The 19,754-nt window shown below is 43.7% G+C and carries 20 protein-coding genes and 1 pseudogene; 10 read left to right on the top strand and 11 right to left on the bottom strand.

The features are described 5' to 3' along the window. Window positions 1-35 precede the first annotated feature (35 nt). The 3 genes from ACWM1W_RS15030 to ACWM1W_RS15020 are packed head-to-tail and all read right to left on the bottom strand — an operon-like array spanning window position 36 to window position 2,499. A complete protein-coding gene (locus tag ACWM1W_RS15030) occupies window positions 36-1,337 on the bottom strand; it encodes a DUF445 domain-containing protein (RefSeq protein ID WP_448765281.1) in 1,302 nt (433 codons plus the stop codon). Window positions 1,338-1,348: 11 nt separating this feature from the next. Then, window positions 1,349-1,918, bottom strand: coding sequence for a CC0125/CC1285 family lipoprotein (locus ACWM1W_RS15025; RefSeq protein WP_448765282.1), 570 nt, complete (start codon window positions 1,916-1,918; stop codon window positions 1,349-1,351). A gap of 41 nt (window positions 1,919-1,959) precedes the next feature. Further along, entirely contained in the window at window positions 1,960-2,499 is a 540-nt protein-coding gene (locus ACWM1W_RS15020; RefSeq protein ID WP_004781435.1) for a DUF924 family protein, read from the bottom strand. 212 nt (window positions 2,500-2,711) lie between these two features. On the opposite strand from ACWM1W_RS15020, the gene gshA reads away from it, so the two are divergent. Further along, a complete protein-coding gene (gshA, locus tag ACWM1W_RS15015) occupies window positions 2,712-4,289 on the top strand; it encodes a glutamate--cysteine ligase (protein ID WP_448765283.1) in 1,578 nt (525 codons plus the stop codon). Between the two features lie 18 nt (window positions 4,290-4,307). Next, on the top strand, window positions 4,308-4,835 hold the full coding sequence (locus ACWM1W_RS15010; protein ID WP_004781437.1) for a disulfide bond formation protein B: 528 nt from the start codon (window positions 4,308-4,310) through the stop codon (window positions 4,833-4,835). Between the two features lie 88 nt (window positions 4,836-4,923). Here the strand turns inward: ACWM1W_RS15010 and ACWM1W_RS15005 are convergent, their stop codons facing one another. Beyond that, window positions 4,924-6,255 carry a PGAP1-like alpha/beta domain-containing protein gene (locus ACWM1W_RS15005; protein WP_286713963.1) on the bottom strand — a complete coding sequence of 444 codons (1,332 nt, stop codon included), beginning with the start codon at window positions 6,253-6,255 and terminating at the stop codon, window positions 4,924-4,926. A 247-nt stretch (window positions 6,256-6,502) separates the two neighbouring features. Between ACWM1W_RS15005 and ACWM1W_RS15000 the strand changes: the two genes are divergently transcribed. Together ACWM1W_RS15000 and parE are read left to right on the top strand one after the other, a co-directional pair. After that, window positions 6,503-7,096 carry a YqiA/YcfP family alpha/beta fold hydrolase gene (locus ACWM1W_RS15000; RefSeq protein WP_004781441.1) on the top strand — a complete coding sequence of 198 codons (594 nt, stop codon included), beginning with the start codon at window positions 6,503-6,505 and terminating at the stop codon, window positions 7,094-7,096. Window position 7,097: 1 nt separating this feature from the next. Then, a complete protein-coding gene (gene parE, locus ACWM1W_RS14995) occupies window positions 7,098-8,978 on the top strand; it encodes a DNA topoisomerase IV subunit B (RefSeq protein WP_341120844.1) in 1,881 nt (626 codons plus the stop codon). A 62-nt stretch (window positions 8,979-9,040) separates the two neighbouring features. Here parE and ACWM1W_RS14990 read toward each other — a convergent pair whose 3' ends face one another. From ACWM1W_RS14990 to ACWM1W_RS14975, 4 genes are all read right to left on the bottom strand, one after another. After that, entirely contained in the window at window positions 9,041-9,769 is a 729-nt protein-coding gene (locus tag ACWM1W_RS14990) for a hypothetical protein (RefSeq protein ID WP_341120842.1), read from the bottom strand. Window positions 9,770-9,889: 120 nt separating this feature from the next. Further along, the gene (locus tag ACWM1W_RS14985; RefSeq protein WP_341120841.1) at window positions 9,890-10,393 is read right to left on the bottom strand and encodes a GNAT family N-acetyltransferase; all 504 of its coding nucleotides are present in this window, start codon (window positions 10,391-10,393) and stop codon (window positions 9,890-9,892) included. A 97-nt stretch (window positions 10,394-10,490) separates the two neighbouring features. Beyond that, window positions 10,491-11,225 carry an outer membrane protein OmpK gene (locus tag ACWM1W_RS14980; RefSeq protein WP_286713968.1) on the bottom strand — a complete coding sequence of 245 codons (735 nt, stop codon included), beginning with the start codon at window positions 11,223-11,225 and terminating at the stop codon, window positions 10,491-10,493. A 192-nt stretch (window positions 11,226-11,417) separates the two neighbouring features. Then, window positions 11,418-11,561: a hypothetical protein gene (locus tag ACWM1W_RS14975; RefSeq protein WP_155757201.1), complete on the bottom strand. Its 144-nt coding sequence runs from the start codon at window positions 11,559-11,561 to the stop codon at window positions 11,418-11,420. 240 nt (window positions 11,562-11,801) lie between these two features. On the opposite strand from ACWM1W_RS14975, the gene ACWM1W_RS14970 reads away from it, so the two are divergent. From ACWM1W_RS14970 to dsbD, 4 genes are all read left to right on the top strand, one after another. After that, entirely contained in the window at window positions 11,802-12,170 is a 369-nt protein-coding gene (locus ACWM1W_RS14970) for an HPF/RaiA family ribosome-associated protein (RefSeq protein WP_005232722.1), read from the top strand. 128 nt (window positions 12,171-12,298) lie between these two features. Continuing rightward, entirely contained in the window at window positions 12,299-12,841 is a 543-nt protein-coding gene (locus ACWM1W_RS14965; protein WP_004781453.1) for an ankyrin repeat domain-containing protein, read from the top strand. Window positions 12,842-12,865: 24 nt separating this feature from the next. Next, window positions 12,866-13,633 carry a transporter gene (locus ACWM1W_RS14960; RefSeq protein WP_422842119.1) on the top strand — a complete coding sequence of 256 codons (768 nt, stop codon included), beginning with the start codon at window positions 12,866-12,868 and terminating at the stop codon, window positions 13,631-13,633. 17 nt (window positions 13,634-13,650) lie between these two features. Then, window positions 13,651-15,495: a protein-disulfide reductase DsbD gene (gene dsbD / locus ACWM1W_RS14955; protein ID WP_461603278.1), complete on the top strand. Its 1,845-nt coding sequence runs from the start codon at window positions 13,651-13,653 to the stop codon at window positions 15,493-15,495. A 55-nt stretch (window positions 15,496-15,550) separates the two neighbouring features. Here the strand turns inward: dsbD and ACWM1W_RS14950 are convergent. Beyond that, window positions 15,551-16,743 (bottom strand): annotated as a pseudogene (locus ACWM1W_RS14950) (GGDEF domain-containing protein). Window positions 16,744-17,007: 264 nt separating this feature from the next. Here ACWM1W_RS14950 and ACWM1W_RS14945 point away from each other — a divergent pair. Then, window positions 17,008-17,577, top strand: a complete 570-nt coding sequence (locus ACWM1W_RS14945) for an FMN-dependent NADH-azoreductase (RefSeq protein WP_341120839.1) — start codon at window positions 17,008-17,010, stop codon at window positions 17,575-17,577. A 71-nt stretch (window positions 17,578-17,648) separates the two neighbouring features. On the opposite strand, the gene ACWM1W_RS14940 is transcribed toward ACWM1W_RS14945, so the two are convergent. Then, window positions 17,649-18,560, bottom strand: coding sequence for an alpha/beta hydrolase (locus ACWM1W_RS14940; protein ID WP_341120837.1), 912 nt, complete (start codon window positions 18,558-18,560; stop codon window positions 17,649-17,651). 155 nt (window positions 18,561-18,715) lie between these two features. On the opposite strand from ACWM1W_RS14940, the gene ACWM1W_RS14935 reads away from it, so the two are divergent. Further along, window positions 18,716-19,153, top strand: a complete 438-nt coding sequence (locus tag ACWM1W_RS14935; protein WP_004781465.1) for a DUF2147 domain-containing protein — start codon at window positions 18,716-18,718, stop codon at window positions 19,151-19,153. An 85-nt stretch (window positions 19,154-19,238) separates the two neighbouring features. Here ACWM1W_RS14935 and ACWM1W_RS14930 read toward each other — a convergent pair whose 3' ends face one another. Beyond that, the gene (locus ACWM1W_RS14930) at window positions 19,239-19,589 is read right to left on the bottom strand and encodes a Spx/MgsR family RNA polymerase-binding regulatory protein (protein ID WP_005232706.1); all 351 of its coding nucleotides are present in this window, start codon (window positions 19,587-19,589) and stop codon (window positions 19,239-19,241) included. Window positions 19,590-19,754: the final 165 nt, after the last annotated feature.

The raw sequence follows: 19,754 nt of genomic DNA, 5'->3' as shown, positions 1-19,754 counted from the left end.
TCGCTAACAGATGGGGTTTCTAGCTAAAAAACCAATTAAATCAGATGCTCGACTGCAGCGCGGATGATCCCAAGGATCAGACCAATACAGGCTCCGACCACGACACCATTGACCCGGATCATATGCAAGTCACCACCGACTTCATTTTCAATCTTGTCGATCATCTCGGTCGAATCCCATTCATGAATACGTTCACTGATAAAACGAATCACTTTCTCACTGTACTGGTCACTTAAGTCTACAGCGATACCACTGAGACGTTTATTCAGTAACTCACGTACTGAGGTATTTGAAATAATATTCTCACCGACTTGCTGAATGGCGACTCGCAGATTCTCCGCAATCCCCGAATCCGATTTTTGCAAATCTGCTTTGATGGCATCGCATAAAATGACCACTGCACCACTGATAAAATTCAGTACTTGCGGGCTGTCGAGCAGGGCATCTTTGGTTTCATTCAGTCGCTGGCTAGCCATACTTTCAGAATCTGCCAATTGCTGCATCAGTTCTTGAGCAGTTTCTTCAATTTTAAGCCGCCAAGGATGGTCGGGATCTGCCAGCATGGCTTCCACCCGCTGAATTACTGAATCGATACTGCGTTGCTGCACATCAATGCCGATCCAGCTGGCGCCTTTGGCCAGACGCCAGACGCCCATTTCCTTGAATAAAGTGCGGGTCAGCTCACGGGTCTGTTCGGGATGTGAGGTCATCCAGGCATGCACCACATCCAGGCCGCGTTGCAGCACATCCTGATGGAAATCATTTTCTAAAATAGCACGCAGCATTTCGCTGGCCAGGGTATTGATCTGGGTATTTTTGACCCATTGCACACTGTTGCTCTGAATAAATCCGGCGATCTGTTCCTGCCCGACAAATTCAAATACTTTGGGTACGGTCTGCTGAATCACTTGTGTGACCTGAGCATTATTCTGTGGATTGGCCAGCCAGCGGCCGGCAGCCAGACTTAAATCGGTACTGGCCAGACTGCGCTGCACGATTTGCGGAGAAAGGAAATTTTCCTGCACAAAACGACCCATAGATTCGGCAATCCGGGCTTTATTGCGTGGAATAATTTCAGTATGGTCACGTAAAAATTTTGGAATCGGCAGCCGGCCAAAAGGATTACGGAACAGTACGGTAATTGCATACCAGTCTGCCAGACCACCGACCACACCCGCCTCAGCAGAGAGCATCAGGATATGAATCAGCCAGACATATTCAGGCAGCAGTTTGGCAGTAATCATCAGCGCCAGCCAAGCCAGTACTGCAACGACCAGTGCAATGGTCGCAAAACGTTTACTGCGTTGTAAGCTTGGTGACGGCTGCTCTTTCTGCATAAATCATCCTGTTATTGGGACGTGGCCGGCTGCGGTTGGAATACTTGGCCGGATGGACTTACTCCATATTTAGCGCCAAGTGATTGTAAAATCAAGCGGGCATCAAAGGCATCTTTCGGTTCCTGACCGGCTTTAAAGCACTCAATGGTATAAGCCACTTGAGCAGGATCTAAAGTAACAGTATAGGGCTGATCATAGAATGGATCAGGCCAGAATCCTGGATAGCGGCGGGAATAACCATAAGGACGATAATAGCCATATGGATAGACACTAGGCGCCGGATAGACAATTGCCTGACGCGGTGATTGCTGGGTACGGTTACTAGGATCGTTCAATACCTGGAAAAACTGGAAGCCATTTTGTACCGTAGTTTGAGCGGCTTTCAGCAGGGTGATTTCTTCGGCCGTACCGAAACTCATATTAGGTCGCGCCTGAAAACTGATGCGGTAGGTGTTGGCATTCAGTGGTGTGGTGCTGTACTGGCCGAGCTGGTCAAAGGTCAGCGGCTTGGACGGTGTCGTTGCACAGCCAGAAAGCAGGGCAGTGGTCGCAAGAACCAGGGCAATGACGGTTTTTTTCATCTTCGTTCTCCTGATAGGATGATCCAGCGAGTTACAGACCTCTAGAAGCTGCTATCTGGCTGGGTCAGGAAACTCAATTCTTCCTCGGTGGATTCACGGCCCAGAATCTGGTTGCGATGTGGGTAGCGTCCGAAACGGTCAATAATGATTTTATGCTTGATTTCATATTCGAGGTTTTCTGGATTGCCGAGGCGCTGAAATAATTTTAGTGCAAATTCATGGATTAATTTAGATTCGCTATGCATGAAAGGCATATAAAGGAAGGAACGTTGCTCCGGGCTCAGCTGCTTGTCCAGATCCTGGCTGATGGCTTCTTGGGCCAGTGCCAAAGCCAGACTGTCTTGGGCAAAAGCACCCGGCGTATCCCGAAAAATATTCCGTGAAAACTGGTCCAGAACAAGGATTTCTGCTAACCGGCCGTCAGCATTCTTACGCCATGACCATAGTTCAGCCTTACTCGCCTGTTCCAGAATATCGCCAAATTTTTCCTTCAAACTTTGGTCGAACTGGTCACTTTTGGCAAACCAGTTGGGTTGAGTCTCAGGACTAAACCAGAAATCTAAAATATCTTGATAATTCATAATGTTTACAATTTATTAGCATTTATTTGTCAATAAAATCACAAATTTCACATGTCTTATAGAGAAACTTTGTGTTAAAAATTTGCCTAACTAAAAATCAATGGTTTGCTTGAAAACTAGGCAGGGCAGCATGTGCTGTCTGGAAATCGCGGTATACTAAGCTAAACCGATGATTCTATTTTAATAGTTACCCCCCATTAAGCGAGATTGTAATGAGTCAACCTGAATCGACTGCCCATGATGTATTACCGGAATGGGTAGATTCGTCGCTCATCAAAGGAATGCTGCGCGGTATCGAGCGTGAGAGCTTGCGTATGCAAAGCAATGGTTTCCTGTCACAGGAACCGCATCCTCATGCCTTAGGTTCAGCTCTGACACATCCGCATATTACGACCGATTATTCTGAAGCCTTGATGGAGTTTATTACTCCACCAAAAGAGAGTATTACTGAAGCTCTCCACTACCTGACCGACATTCATGCTTTTGTACATCGTCATCTGAAAAATGATGAAAAGCTCTGGCCGATGTCCATGCCGTGCATGCTCGACAGCAAGGATGAAAATATTCCGTTGGCGCAATATGGCAGCTCCAATATTGGCTTATTTAAAACGCTGTATCGTCATGGTTTAGGCGTGCGTTATGGTCGCCGTATGCAGACCATTTCCGGGGTTCACTATAATCTGTCTTTCCCGGATCATTTCTTTATAGCGTTACAAGAACAGGAAACTGATGAAGAGTTGCGCGCTTTAAGCCTGCAGGATTATCGCAGCCATCGTTATATGGGGCTGATCCGTAACTTTATTCGTTTAACCCCGTTGGTGATTTTCCTGGTCGGCGCCAGTCCAGCAGTTTGCCAGTGTTTTATGACTGGACGCGATCACCATTTATTCCCGCTGGTACGCGGTACTTTATATACGCCTTATTCGACTGCATTACGGATGGGACGTTTTGGCTATCAGAATTCAGCACAGAAACAGCTGGGTATTCACTACAATAATCTACAGGATTATCTGGAAGGTCTGCAAAAAGCGGTTAAAACACCGTACAAACAGTTTACCCGTCTGGGTCTGGATGATGCCAATGGTCAGCCAATTCAGATCAATGACCATGTGCTACAGATTGAAAATGAATACTATAGTCTGGTGCGTCCAAAGCAGGTACCTCAAGAAGGTGAAACTCCATCGCAAGCCTTGCAAAATCGCGGGATTGGCTATGTCGAGCTGCGTGCTGTCGATGTCAATCCGTATAGCGCGATCGGGATCAATGAAGATACTGCCGGCTTCCTGGAAGTAGTGGCACTGTACTGCTTATTGCAAGACAGCCCGGCGCTGCTGGATGCAGAACAGGAAATCATTGACCAGAATCAGGCAGAAGTGGTCAACCGTGGTCGTGCCTATAACGCTGCGATTATGGAAAATAGTCAGCGTTATATGATTGAAGACTGGTGTAATCTGCATTTGCAACGTATGCAGCCACTGGCCCAATTGCTCGATCAAGCTTATGAAACTGATTTATATAGCAACGCCATGCAAGCGATGCAGATCCGTGTCGATGAAGTTGATGCGACCTTGTCAGCCCTGATTGTCGGAGATATTCGTAGTCATAGCAGCATGTGGCAATTTGGCCAGCATTTGGCCCATCAGCATAGCAATCTCTATGAATCACATCGATTAAGCAAAGAAACACTTAAATATTTCAATGAATTGTCACAAAAGTCATTGCAGCAACAACAGCAGCTCGAGCAAGATAATACGATCAGTTTTACTGAATATTTAGCCCAATATCGATAATAAATAAGAGGATTAACCATGCAATGGGGTTATCGCTTCGTGAGTGGTGTGTTGTTTTTGGCATCTGTTGCCGGGATGGCATTTGCTTTGTATCTTGAGCATGGACAGGGGCTGAATCCTTGCCCATTGTGTGTGTTTCAACGAATCGGATTAATCGGACTGGGGATTATCTCCCTGATTGCTTTGCTGCATAATCCGAAATCCAATGCCATGAAGCGTGGTTATGCTTTCTTAGGCTCGCTCAGTATCTTATGGTCAGTCGGTGTCGCTGCACGGCATGTCTGGTTACAGAATCTGCCCCCAGATCGAGTGCCGAGCTGTGGCCCAGGTCTGGATTACTGGCTGGAAACTTTGCCGATGAAATCGGTATTACAGCAGGTACTGAATGGGTCAGGTGAATGTGCCGCCATTGACTGGACGTTCCTGGGGCAATCTTTACCGGTCTGGTCATTGGTGTTCTTCAGTATCTTATTGCTGATCAGCCTGTGGCAATTATTCCGCAAATATCAGACTGCGCCCGTCAAACGTTTAAGAGATAAATACTGATTTTCAAAATCTGAATCAAAAAAAGCCAGTCTACAGACTGGCTTTTTTTATTACTCTCTTAGAGGCGAACCAAATTTTTTACCTTCGATCAGGTCAGGGCAATGCCTTCAATACTGTCCAGATCGTTCACATATTCATGAATTTGCGTATAGGCTTCATCTTCCACACTTGGATAGAACCAGCGCACAATCTGTTCAGCTACCAGTGGATGATACTGAATTTCAAAATGATTTAGACCATAGAAAATCGCCTTATGCGCATCAGGTACTTTCAGGTCAAAACGTGGATGGGGATGTTCGCCCAAGGCACTTTTGACACTGACCAGATAATCGCCGATCACATTAAGCGTTTTGTTGGTATGGTGTTCAAACTCGATCGTACCTGCCACCAGATAGGCATCGATATGCGCAGGAATCGGTGCAGGTTTACGGTTATCGTCCATAAAGCCAATCCGTACCGGATTATATTCCCAGTCATCATCCCGGACACTGCCATGACGTAAGTCCAGAATCCCGTTACTGCGAATATTCACCACATGTCCCACAATTTTCACTAAAGGAAAATGTCCAATTTTTTCCTGCAAGCTAAAACCAAAACGTTCCAATACCGCACCATGATGCGGTGAACCTAGACAGACCAGGTTTTCCACCATCGGGATCCAGTCATAGACATTCTGTTTGCCATAGAATAGGGCACTGCGTGACACCAGACCGCCCATACTGTGTCCGATCAGATCAATACTGGTAATTCCCGGATTACGTTTGACCAGATCTTGCAAGGTATTGGCCAGACTGCGGCCATTGGCTGAAATGCGGCGTCCGGTATTATAGTTCAGGTACAGCATGGTGTTATGGTCGCGCTGAGCCAGCAATTTTTCCCCAATACCCGGGTATTTACGAGTTGACCAGTCCAGATGGTTCATGCACAGACCATGCACAAATAGGGTAATGCGTCCGGTTAGCTCACCTTGTTGCAGAGAACCATAATGATCGTAAATAAGCATCGGCAAGGCGAGAGGATTCTGATATTTCAGCAGATAATCGCCAATAATCCCGTTCAGGGCACTGACCATAAAATGCATGGTCGGGGTCAGGGGTTTATTATGTAATTTGGGAAATCTTTCAATAATGCGGCGCAGTCCAGGCGCGATCAGGGTATTGCCATAATGAAAGATCATGTCATAAGACATTTGATACAGACGTACGATATAAGGAATATTCTGGAAAGTTTTGGAATTTTTTTCACTCAGCCCGAATACGCTCATTAAAATTTCACGCTGAATCGATTTAATCAGCTCCTGTACTACATCACTAAAGCGCATGGTGACCAATTGTGCCAGGCCTTCCAGGACATCTGCCTGGCTAAGCGGAGTTCGGTCCCATCGACAATAGGTTTCATGCAATGGCGTTAAACTTGGCATTTGATCCTATCCTTTATATGAGCCGTAGACATCTTTCTTTTTTGAGCACTTCACGGTATAAATTCTTTTTTCAGTATTCTTGATTCTCAATTTATTCGGAATACTCTTAAAATAGCGAGAATTGCATAACATTAAAGGCTTTTTTGTCAGACAATTTAAGCAATTAAGTTAAGTGGTTATAAAATGAAGTGTATTTCACACTTTTAAATTAAATTTTGACATTTTGTTTGTTTTTTATTGATTGCCGATGAATATCATTTACCTGCATGGGTTCAAGAGTAGTAGCAGCTCAATTAAAGGCCAGTTATTGGAACAATACTGTGCCAAGTACCCGGATATTCAGGTGCATTTACCCGATTTGAACATGCCGCCGATGGCTGCAATTCAGAAGATTTCTAAATTAATCCAGTCGATGGATCAGGTGGCATTGGTCGGCAGTAGTCTTGGGGGATTCTATGCGACATATCTGGTCGCTCAAGCGCATGTGCCGGCTGTACTGATCAATCCGGCAATGCGACCATGGCAACTGTTTCGTGAACTGTTTGATGATGAATTGCCCCTGCAGGTTCATCCGAACTGGTGCCTGAATGACGCAGATCTTGACCAGCTCGAAGCCATGGCGCTACCAACTGCGCAAGATGCAGACAAAATATTAGTGCTGTTACAACAAGGCGATGAAGTTTTGGATTATCGTGAAGCACATCGCTATTATAGTTCAGCTCGTCCACCTGCACTGCTAATGACCGAGGCCAATGGCAGCCATGGCATGGATGATTTTGCGGAGAAAATTCCGCTGCTCTTACAGTTTTTATCCGACTGCATAAAAAAGGAAACCGAATAACGTGTCTCAATATACGGCTCAATCTCTTGAAGTTTTATCTGGTCTAGATCCGGTGCGTCGTCGTCCGGGCATGTATACCGATACCTCTCGTCCAAACCACTTGGCGCAGGAAGTGATTGATAATGCGGTCGATGAGGCACTCGCGGGACATGCCAATAAAGTCACGGTCACGGTGTATAAGGATGGTTCATTATCAGTTGAAGATAATGGCCGTGGTATGCCTGTCGATATTCACCCAGAATATGGTCAGAGCGGGATTGAAATTATCCTGACCAAACTGCATGCCGGTGGTAAGTTCAGTACCGATAATTATCAATTTTCTGGCGGTCTGCACGGGGTGGGGATCTCGGTCGTCAACGCGCTTTCTAGCCGCGTAGAAGTTGAAGTTCAGCGTCACGGCAACCTGTATAAAATGGCCTTTGAAAATGGTGAACCGACTGCACCGTTAGAAGTGTTAGAAGGTAAGGCACCGAAACGTGCCACAGGGACAACTGTTCATTTCTGGCCGGAAACTAAATATTTCGATTCTCCAAAATTTGCACTTAAAGTCTTAAAACATAACTTAAAAGCTAAAGCAGTATTGGCCGCTGGTCTGCAAATTAACTATATCGACCAGATCAATGATGAAAAGATCACCTGGCAGTTTGAAAATGGTCTGGTCGACTATTTGATGGATGAGCTGGAAGACCGTGAAATCATTCCGGCCCCTGCTTTTGTGGCGACAGGTGATGCTGAGCGTGCCAGTGCAGAATTTGCCATCTGCTGGAATGTGGAAGGTGGAGAAAGTATTCAGGAATCCTACGTCAACCTGATTCCAACCGCACAAGGTGGTACTCACGTGAATGGCTTACGTTCTGGCGTGACCGATGCCATGCGTGAGTTCTGCGAACTGCGTAACCTGTTGCCACGGAATATGAAACTGTCTGCAGAAGATGTGTGGGACGGGGTGAACTACATTCTGTCACTGAAATTCCAGGAGCCACAATTCTCTGGTCAGACCAAGGAACGTTTATCCAGCCGTGAAGCTTCAGGCATTGTACAGAATATTGCCAAAGATGCGTTTGCACTGTGGCTGAACCAGAATTCAGACATCGCTATGCAACTGGCAGAAATGGCGATTTCCAAAGCAGGTCGCCGTCTAAAAGCGGCCAAGAAAGTTGAGCGTAAGAAAATTGTCGCTGGTCCAACTTTACCTGGGAAATTGTCAGATTGCGTCGGACATGATCTGGATCAGTCTGAACTGTTTATTGTGGAAGGGGACTCTGCGGGTGGTTCAGCCAAGCAGGCACGGGACAAGAATTTCCAGGCGATTATGCCGATTCGCGGAAAAATTTTAAATACCTGGGAAGTCTCTTCGGATGAAGTGCTGGCCTCTCAGGAAGTGCATAATATTGCAATCGCGATTGGCGTCGATCCAGGTTCAGATGACCTGTCTGAACTGCGTTATGGCAAGATCTGTATTCTTGCTGATGCCGACTCGGATGGTCTGCATATCGCGACTTTGTTATGTGCGCTGTTTGTAAAACACTTCCCGATTCTGGTCGAAGAAGGGCATCTGTTTGTAGCGATGCCACCCTTATTCCGTATCGATGATGCTAAAGATGTGCACTATGCGTTGGATGAGGATGAACTGGAAGGCATCCTGAAAAAATGCAAAACCAAGAATCCGCAGATCACCCGATTCAAAGGTTTAGGCGAGATGAATGCCAGCCAGCTTCGCGAAACGACTTTAGATCCAAATACTCGCCGTCTGGTGCAACTGGATCTGGATGATGTGCACCTGACTTCAGGTTTACTGGATAAACTGCTAGCAAAAAAACGCGCCAGTGACCGTAAAGACTGGTTGGAACAGAAAGGTAATCTGGCAGATATCGTTGTGTAAACTGATTTGCTGCTAATACCTATTAAAAAGCCCGCAATCGCGGGCTTTTTTAACAACTCCATTTAGGACTCAACTTTTAAATAATGCCCATCTGCATAGACATTATGTCCAAAGCCACAACCTGAACTGCCACTGTACTGTTTTAAAATCACCTGCTGCCCCTGTTTAGGATCAAAAGCAAAATTGAGGTTAATTTTGCAATCATCTGATCGATAGGCCGTTTGATTTTTATTAACAGGCATTGTGGTTTTAAATTCACCTATATTTGGACCATAAATCATGCTATTTAGTCCCATATATAAGCCATTAAAATGAATCTGATAAGAATTTTTAATCCGTTTGACTTGAATGGTATTCCAGTGACCGAAGCCAGCATGCTGTATATAGATGCCAGCCAAGTTTTGAGTTTTTTGCGGGGGAGGAAGCTGTTTTAAATTAAATTGACTGCTTTTGGCCTGAGGAAAGACTGAAAACCAGGCCCGTGCCCATTGTGGCTTTCCTGATTTAAAATAGCTTAAGCCGACATTATTAAAAGCAGTGGTAATGGCATTTTTGGAAAAAGATACATCGCTATTTTCACTATGCATTGCACAAAAGGCAGACCAGGAAGCTTGCTGTTGAAATTGTCCTAGCGCATTTTGATACTGTTTCTGATCATAAAATTTTCTTCCCGAGTTGGCATAGCTTTTCACCTTGGCACATTCGGATCGGAGTTCAGTTTCAAAGTCTGAATTGGCGAAACTAAAACTACTCAGAGGGAGAATACTGATAAAGATAAGCCATTTATTCATAATTTTACTCAACTGACATTATTCTGGTTTTAATAGGAAATTTTATCTATCCGCAATTTTTCTAACAGATTATTGACCTGTTTATATTAAGTTTTACATAAAAAATAAAATATTTTTGGTTTAGTTCAGGTTGAGTTGCATTAATACCAGATCGCGCCATTGTCCAAATTTCTGTCCAACTTCCGGCATATAACCGGTTTGTTTAAAGCCTAATTTCTCATGTAAGGCAATCGATGCCTGATTTTCATGGTCAATGGCACCGACCATAACATGGATTGCATTTTGCTGGGCATGTTCAATCAGCTTGAGCATCAGGGCTTTGCCCAGACCTTGCCTAATAAAATCTGCATGAAGAAAGACAGAATGTTCAACAGTGTATTTAAAGCCCTGAATGGGCCGAAAAGTAGAATAATCCGCATAACCTGCAATTTGCTTGGATGCTGAATGTTCAGCCACCAATAAAGGAAATTGCTGAGCACTTAATTCACTTAGCATGTTCTGAAAATCCTGAATTGTCTTTGGCGTGCTATTCCAGGTTGAGGTTCCGTATAAGATTTCAGCATTGTAGATCGGGAGTAGATGTTCCAGATCTTGAATTTGAGCAGGACGAATAATAAAGCTCATAAGCAGATGCCAAAAAAGAAAGACAATATCTAACCATAACCTGAATTTAGGCAATAAAAAAGCAGAATCGAAATCCTGCTTTATTCATTCTAAAAACTTAGAAGTGGTATTTAACCAATGCGCTGACATCGTGTTGATCAACGTCAGTACCGAATTTGTTATTCCAAATAGAATGTTCAATACCTAGGTAAAGTTTAGTCTCAGGAGAGATATGCTTACCAACGTTCCATTTGTATTGTGAAGTCCAGTTCAATTCGCTTTTGTGATCAGGACCTTCAGCGGTTGACCAGTCCAGGAAAGCATCTGCCAGGAATTCTTCGCCACCAATTTTAAATGGAACTGCATAGGTGATCGTCATTTGATAATCATCTTTTTGCAGGTCATTGTCAGCTTTGTAGAAATTAATATTTGCATAGCTAGTATATGGAATATCAAGTGCAAAACCGATCCCGTATAGGTAGTTATTAAAGTCACTCGCACCGCTATTGCCCTCCCAAGTAGTCGCAATAAGTACGTCTTTAATTGGGCCAAGTTCAAGCTTTTGACCAGTGACTGCACCTAAACTTAAACGCGGTGCAACTTCGAAGTAAGTTTCATTACCGAAGTCATTATTGGTACGGTCAGCAAAGGCGAAGATATCACCATATTTTAAACCAGCTGCATATTCAGCAGTAATGGTTGATTGATCAATTTTTTCATTACCCGCTGCAAATGGTGCTTTATAGTTTTCACCATATAAAGCTGACAAACTAAAATCTTGCCAAACTGCTGCCTGAGTGAAAGCTGCTGTTGAAGCCAATGCACAAAGTGCCGCGATTTGTGTAAATTTCATTTAAATATCTCCCCCGAGAAAGCAGCTTAAGGATACAGATTAATAAGTAAAAATAAAGTCAAAATTGATCACTGACAGAAATATTTCATCGTCTTGAGCTGATGATAATTTGAGATATTGGGAGAAGAAGGTTTATAGGATATTTAAATGAAGTTAAGTCTTTATATTTAAATTAATTTTAAGAATAGAGACTCAATTTTGAAGCTGGTTAAAGTAAAGACATAGATCCTCTATGAACAGGGCAAAGACTGCTTTAATTTTGGGAAAGTCATGTGAATAGTATTTCGATTGTCCCAAATCTGGAAGGTCAATCATGATCCGGTAAGCAGTTGTCACGATCGGTTGTCCTTTTGCTAAAAAAATCAAAATATCACTTGCATATTTTCAACAGAGGACCGATATTCGAAGTATAGGAACACGGTTCTGCAGACTCAAAAATGTGTTCATCATTCAATCTGGAGGGTTTTATCCAAAGCGATTTGAAGATGTGAAATGCAATATAAAACAGCAAGCTATACACGTGCCAAGATAAAAATTCTGCACTAAAAAGTTAAAATGATTTGAGGATGGTATTTTATGAACATTGAACTCCGTACCGATAAAAACATTCGCAATAGTGATCGTCTAATTACTTACGTTCGTACCGAATTAAATCAGGAATTCCAGCGCCACAGTGAGCGTATTACCCATTTCTCAGTGCATCTTAGCGATGAAAATGCCGCCAAAGGAGGCGATGACGATATTCGCTGCATGATCGAAGCACGTCCTGCCGGCTTGAAGCCAATTGTCGTGAACCATCATGGTCATAATGTTGATACTGCCATTCATGGTGCTATTGACCGTTTAAAACGCAGTCTGGAACATGTGATTGAGAAAAAAGATAACGTACGTAGCACTCCGCTAAAACTTGCGGAAGAAGATACAGGTACAGATCTAGAACAATAAATAATTCGCAGATGAAAAAGGCCCTACGGGGCTTTTTTCAATTTTAGATAAAATAAACGAATGAGAACAAAACAAATCCTGCTTTATTCGGCATAATAGTGAAAAACGAATTTGAAGTGAGCTCCATCATGTTAACTGCGCAACAACAGCTTTTTGTGCAAGCACTCGAAGAACTTAATCTGGGTCAGGTCAAACAGCTTTTGGCAGATGGACTTAACCCGAATTTTATTGATCTGGAAAAAGGTCCAGTCATTTCCATCTGGTCGGATGGTCTGTTCAAATGGTGGGAAGAAGTGTGCGAAGCTTATGAAGCGGGTAGTCCATTAACTGCCGAAGAAAAACAGCAACGTCTGGATGTACATTTACAGATTCTGGAAGCGCTGATTCAGGCCAAAGTCAATTTGCATCTCTGGGATGCTGAAGAGGTTTATGGCCCGCTTTGGGATGCGGCCAGTGCAGCCTGTGTACCTGCAGTGCAGCGCCTATTAGAAGAAAAAGTCAATCCAAACAGCAAGGATGAAGAAGGTTTAACCATCCTGTCATCGATTAGTGATTTATTCTTTGATTGTGATTTTGATGAAATTAACTGGGCAGAAGCACTGGAAGAAGAAAAACAGACCCTAGAATTATTGCGTAGTCATGGCGCAAAAATGACCAAGGAATTACATTAAATTTTAAGAAAGAGCTCCAGCAAGATGAAGACAACTTTAAGAATATTGGGTTTGATGGCACTGATGGGTGTGAGTGCACAGCTTTGTGCAGCGGTAGAGTTTGACCGACCAGGTGAAGGTCTGGGCACCAGTACAGTTCCAGTGGGTCAGTTAGCTTGGGAACAGGGTTTACCGAGTTTCTCCTATAGCGAAGCGACTGCGGATGGAAGCAAGCTGAAAAAAACCACTTTAAATGCCGACGTCTTGTTGCGTACCGGTTTGACTGATGATCTGGAATTACGTTTAGGCTGGGCCGGTCCGGCTTGGTCACAAACCAAGTTCAATGGCCAGACTGAAGAGGATGACGGTCTAGGCGATGTCAGTATTGGCCTGAAAAAAGCCATTGATCTGGATGATGAAAAACTCAGTATGGCGCTGATGGCTGAAGCCATTATTGCCACAGGTAATGCTAATTTTAGCAATGAAGAAGATATTTACAGCCTGAGCTCAGCAGTTGCTTATCAATATAATGATTTGGTGAATACTGCACTGACCATGCGTTATGAATGGCAGGATAGCAACTGGGCGATTACTGCGATTCCGACTTTAGGCTATCAGATTGCTGATCGCTGGTCAGGTTATTCAGAACTGATTTATCGCAAAGCCGAAAGTCAGGATAATGAATATGCGCTAGGCACTGGCGTTATGTATGCATTGAATGATCAGGTACAGCTTGATGCCAGTGTGGGGGTGGATCTGGAAGGTCAGAATAAAGGTTACTTCTCAGGCTTGGGCGTATCGTTCCTATTCTAAGCTGCTCTTATTTCGATATGACCAAAGTACTACGGTTTAAGATCGGGAGAAAAGTATTTTCTCCAGTCTTATTGGGCACAGTGTTGCTTAGCAATATTGCTCAGGCAGAAGCACCTTTGCTTTCGTCTGAGCAGGCTTTCCCTCTGAGTATCAGTTCAGTCACTCAGCAACAGGCTGAACTTAGCTGGGAAATTCCGCAAAACTATTATCTTTATCAGCATAAGGTAGAGCTAAAGCAGGGAAGTCAGCCGATGACCTTGCAATTACCACCCGCTGAAGATCTATATGATGAAAACTATGGTCATACCCAGGTTTATTATCAGCAATTAAAAGTTCAGATTCCGACACAGGCGGGTCAAACTTATCAGGTCAGCTGGCAAGGCTGTGCCAAAGACAGGCTTTGTTATCCTCCTCAAACCATTGAATTCAAGACTGACTTATCCGGTCTGGTGCAATCTGAATCTACTAGCTCGGGTAATAAAAGGTTACTGGATCTAAGCAGCTCTTCCTCGCAACACAACCGGATTATGGCAAATTCTGCTGATGATCTAGAATCAGGAAATACAGACAGCAAAATCGTCGAAGTCATTTCTACACGATCCAGCAGCGACTCGGCACAAGATCAGCTATGGTCTGCACGTCTCGCTGAAAGTTCGCTAGCTTATGGATTGCTATTGTTTTTTGGCTTGGGTATTTTGCTGGCATTTACGCCATGCTCTTTGCCGATGCTGCCAATTCTGACTTCACTGATTGTTCGTGATAGCAAAGGCATCAAGGCTTGGATGATTGCCCTAAGCTTTGTAAGCAGTATGGCCACAGTCTATGCGGTACTGGGCTTGATCGCGTCTTCAGCCGGACTCAACTTTCAGCGCTGGTTACAGCAACCTGCCACCCTGATGGCATTTAGTGCACTATTTGTGGTATTTGCCCTCAACCTGTTTGGCCTGTTTGAAATTAAAATGCCACAGCGTCTGACACAGCGTCTGGACCGGGTTCAGGCGATGCAGCAAGGGGGAACTCTGGTCAGCGCTGCGGTCATGGGATCTGTTTCTGCCTTGCTGGTCGGGCCTTGTATGACGGCACCATTAGCCGGTGCATTATTATTTATTTCCCAGACCCAGAACCAATGGCAAGGCGCAGTGCTCCTATTTACTTTAGGTTTCGGTATGGGTACCCCGTTGCTGCTGGCCAGTATTATGGGGGCACGCATTCTACCCCGAGCCGGGCACTGGATGAATCAGGTGAAAGTGCTTTTTGCTTTCATCATGCTGGCTCTGGCCTTGTATTTTATCCGTCCGTTGATTTCAGAAGCTGCATTGCAGTGGCTGTCGCTAGGGCTGGGCTTAAGCTTTGTTGCCTATGTTCTGGCACGATTATTCTGGAAAAATACCGGACTGCGCTGGCTTTATATCATCTGTTTGGCTATCGCCGTGCCTTATATTACATATAGTCAGTATCAGCATAGTCAGCGCTTTTTTGTTGAAACTGCCCAACAACAGGCGAGTTGGCATATAGCAAAAACAGCTACTGAATTTGAACAGTTACTGGCTACAGTACCGAAAGGGCAGAAGGTCATTATTGATGTCTATGCTGATTGGTGTGTGGCCTGTCAGCCGATTGAACATAAAGTATTAAAGGCAGCTGCTGTTCAGCAGGCCTTAGCCCCTTATTTTCTGATCAAGCTTGATCTTAGTCAGTATGATGCTACCCATCAGACTTTACTTAACCGATGGGAAATTCTGGGACCACCGACTTATTTATTTCTCGATACTCAGCAGCAGGAAATTCGCAGCTTACGTTTGACAGGTGCATTTAGTGGAGCAGAGTTATTGGCACAGCTACAGCGTTTAGAACAGCTCTAACATTCACTTTAAAACTTTTCTGATACATGCTTTAAAGTGAATAAAGCCGAAAATATCAGGCCGGTTGAACTTTTAGAGGTTCAAGATAAGATTTCACCTGATTCCGTCCACCGGCTTTGGCCTGATAAAGGGCCTGATCGGCCTGGCTCAGGAGTTGCTGCGGGCGTAATTTTGGTTTTGAAATAGCAATACCAAAGCTGGCAGTCACCGGAATTAACTGTCCTTCATCACTAAAAATCTGTAGTTGCCGGATCGCGCTTCGGCAACGCTCTGCAACCTGCTGAGCTTTTTCCAGGCTGGAATTATTCAGGACCAGAATAAATTCTTCACCACCGAACCTTCCGACGACATCACTTTCACGTAATTGCTGGTTCAGTACCGCACTGACTTGTACCAGTGTTTCATCGCCCTTGTGATGTCCATAGTAGTCATTGATCTTTTTAAAATGATCCAGATCCAGCAGCAGCACCAGGGCATAGTTAAAAGTCGCAGTACTATTTAACTGATCCAGACACTAATTAATGCTGCGGCGATTAAACAAGTTGGTCAAGGGATCAATCTGGCTGAGATGGTTAATCAGCTGTTCACGATAGCGCCATTGACTGAGTAAAATATCAAATAAAATCATGCAGAAAGCAAGAATCGGCAGGATAAAATACAGCATTGATAATAGCCAGAAGCTATTATGGAAAAACTGGTCCTGAATATTAAAGAGTGGTGAATAAGGCAGTTGTTGGTTAAAGCTTAAATAGGCACAAGTCACCAGAAACAGTGAGGCCGGAATCAGCATGCTATAGATCAGTCTCCGGTGAAACAGGACCAGTCCTACCGTCATCAGGCAGACATAGGCAATTGTGGCTCCGGACTAATCATGCCTACGATATACGCATCCCGACACAGGGAAACCACAAAGATACCCACTGCCAGATAGGGAAAATATCGTTCTATTAGCGCATTACCCTGAAATTTATAACAGGGATAAATCAAAAGAACCAGCGCCAGTAAAAACAGGCCATTCATGTGAACCTGGGAACGAACAACGTCAATATGGACATGCTGCCAGTATTGTGGATGTGACAGGACAAACAGATCCCAACTTAGCCAGCTTATATGTATGCCACAGCCAAGTGCCAGCATCAGGATACACTTTTTCAAAATCCCCCAGCTCATCACTACTTCATCTTCGATCAGATATTTCTTGAGTCGATGATTCTGGAATTTTTGTAATACTGCTGACATTCGCTTCATACAACAGGTCTGACCTTTATTGTTATTGCTAAGTTTTTAAAAGATGGAAAAATATTGCTTTAATTATTTACAGAAATACAACATAAAATTAATTCATTGATAATCAGTAATATTTATCAAAAATTAAAAAAAAGGAGAAAAATTAAGCTGGAAATTTATTGTTCTAAATACGCAATGAAGTGTTTTATTTAACCCCATTATTTCATTATTTAAAATTTATTAAGCTATGTCTATTCCCGAACAATGAACGGACCAAATTAAGCAATGAAAATTTTACAGATCGATTCCAGTATTTTAGGCGATGCCTCTATTTCTCGTCAGTTGACTCAAGCTATTGTGGGACAGCTTCAACAGAAACATGGTGAAGCAGTTGAGCTCGAATATCTGGACTTGGCTGCACAGCCGATTCCACATTTAACTGCTGAAATTTTGATGGGTCAGAATCTTGAGCAGGCGGCTTTAGGTGAACAGATTTTACAGCAGTACTTACAGGCGGATATCGTGGTAGTTGGGGCCGCTATGTATAACTTCGGCCTACCTTCTACCTTAAAAGCCTGGATTGACCGCATTAGTGTGGCAGGGCGTACTTTTAAATATACAGAAAATGGGCCAGTGGGTCTGGCAGGTGAAAAGAAAGTCTATATTGCCAGTAGCCGTGGTGGTGTTTATGGCGAACAAAGCCCAGCCGATTTCCAGGAAGCTTTCCTGAAAACTGTATTTAACTTTACTGGCGTAACTGATGTGCACGTGATTCGTGCTGAAGGCGTCAATATGGGCGATGCTGCGAAACAGCAGGCAATTGAAACGGCGATGGCGCAGGTAAGCCAGATCTAAAAAGCGATAGAAAATTAATGAACAAAAAAGGTCAGTAATTGCTGACCTTTTTTATGGCTTCTTCTAAATTTCTAGTCTCGATCTAGACGATGGGCAAATTCCGAAAGATCCGCCAGCGCTTGTCGAGCCTCTTCAAACCAGGCACTAAACATCTGAAAATTATGCCACATGCCGGTATATAACTTGAATTCAACCTCGACACCCGCCTGTTCCGCTTTTTCCTTGAAGCGTGTGGCATCATCCAGCAGAATCTCTTTAGATCCCACCTGTATATGTATCGGCGGCAAACCACTGAGATCGGCAAAAAATGGGGAAATCTCTGGATCGCCACGATCCATTGCACTCGGTACATAATACTGAATCCCGGTTTTCAGGGTTTCAATCGACAGCAGGGCATCATGTTTCTGATTATAGCGTAGTGATTCACTGGTCAGGGTCAGATCAAGGAAAGGGGAAAGTAGAATTAGCCCACTCACTTGGGGCAGGCCTTCCTGCTGTAATTTGAGTGCCAATGCCAACGCCAGATTAGCACCACACGAATCTCCGGACAGAATAATATCCTTAGCCTGAATGCCCTGATCTAATAACAGATTATAGATATCAAATAGGGCCTCCAAAGGTTCAGGATAAGCAGATTCAGGAGCTAGAGGATAATCAATATGCAGTACCTGCATCTGGGTGCGAGCGGCAATCTGGGTCATAAAGGCACGATGGGTATTTAAGGAACCGAGATAAAAAGCACCACCATGAATATGGAAAATCAGCTGGCTGGATTCCTGCTGTGGTTTGATTTCCTCGGCATGTACACCTGCCAGCCGGAGCGAACGGATTTGTACGGACTTATCTTGCGGAAAAATCTTGCACATCTGCTCCAGTGCGACCCGTAAGGAGCTTGGAGGAAGATTGAACCGACTAGGCGCGCGGATGGTCGCTTTTAAAAGACTTTCTGTAATTAATTGTTTCGTCACGGGGCTCATCTTCATCTTCTTTCCATCTTTTTCTGCTTTTATTGATTATGTTGATTATTTACCAACAATATTTACAAGGTTACACTAAATAGTCACAGGTAAAAATTGCAAAAATGTTGTGACTTTTTAATACTACATCGGTCTATCTCAGACTAGGGAAATGAAGAAAAATGAAAAAAATTACGCTAATGTTAGGACTACTCGGCTTATCTGCGCTGGCCAATGCTGCAGATCCTTTAAATGGTACCGTTTGGAAAACGATTGACGACGAAACCAAGCAACCAAAGGCTATAGTAAAATTTACTGAGCAAAAAAATGGGACATTATCTGCAAGCATCCAATCGGTATTAACACCGGGTGAAGAAAATGCTTGTACAAAATGTGAAGGTCCGTATCACAATAAATCGCTGAAAGGTTTGACGATTGTGAAAGGCCTGAAAAATACAGGCGGAACCAGCTATGACAGTGGTTCGATCCTAGATCCAAAATCTGGTAAAACTTACAAATTGAAAGGCAACCTGACAGATGGTGGCAAGAAGCTTGAGCTACGCGGTTATATCGGCGTGTCTGCTTTAGGTCGTAACCAGACCTGGATTCGTGCCAAATAATGGATCAGAACCGTTCTCTAAAAACTACCATAAAAAAAGCCTGACCTCTGTCAGGCTTTTTTTATTCTTCCCATTTATCGAACGATTAGTCTTTTAACTCCCGATAAGCGGCTTCGTCAAAACCAGCGATAAAACCAGTTGCGGTCTGTAATACCGGACGTTTGATTAAGCTGGTATGAGTAGTTAAAGTGGTAATCAGATTATTTTCATTGGCAAGCGCATTTTCCTGCTCTTCAGTAGTAAGTTTACGCCAGGTGGTGCCTTTCTTATTCAGGACTACATCCTGACCCAAGGCATCCAGCCAGGTTTTGATGGTTTCAGCATCGATGCCCTGTTTTTTATAATCATGAAATTCATAACTCAGACCTTGCTCAGTCAGCAGATCAAAGGCTTTCTTCATCGAACTACAATTTTTAATTCCGTAAATTTTTAACATAGCTGCCATCTAAAAAATTTAAATCATGAACTAGCTTAACCAATTTGGCAGCAGCAGACCATGCAAAAGCAAATGAAAAAAAGGAAAAAATTTTAAATAGCAGAAAAGTCATGTCATCAAAATGACATCAAGCAGCTTTAATATGAGCAGCAAGAAAAAGAACAA

The organism is Acinetobacter sp. TW_SC_4 (genome assembly GCF_054861205.1).
The sequence above is the reverse complement of the archived record's forward strand: the minus strand, read 5'-3'. Positions and strand labels throughout refer to the sequence as shown.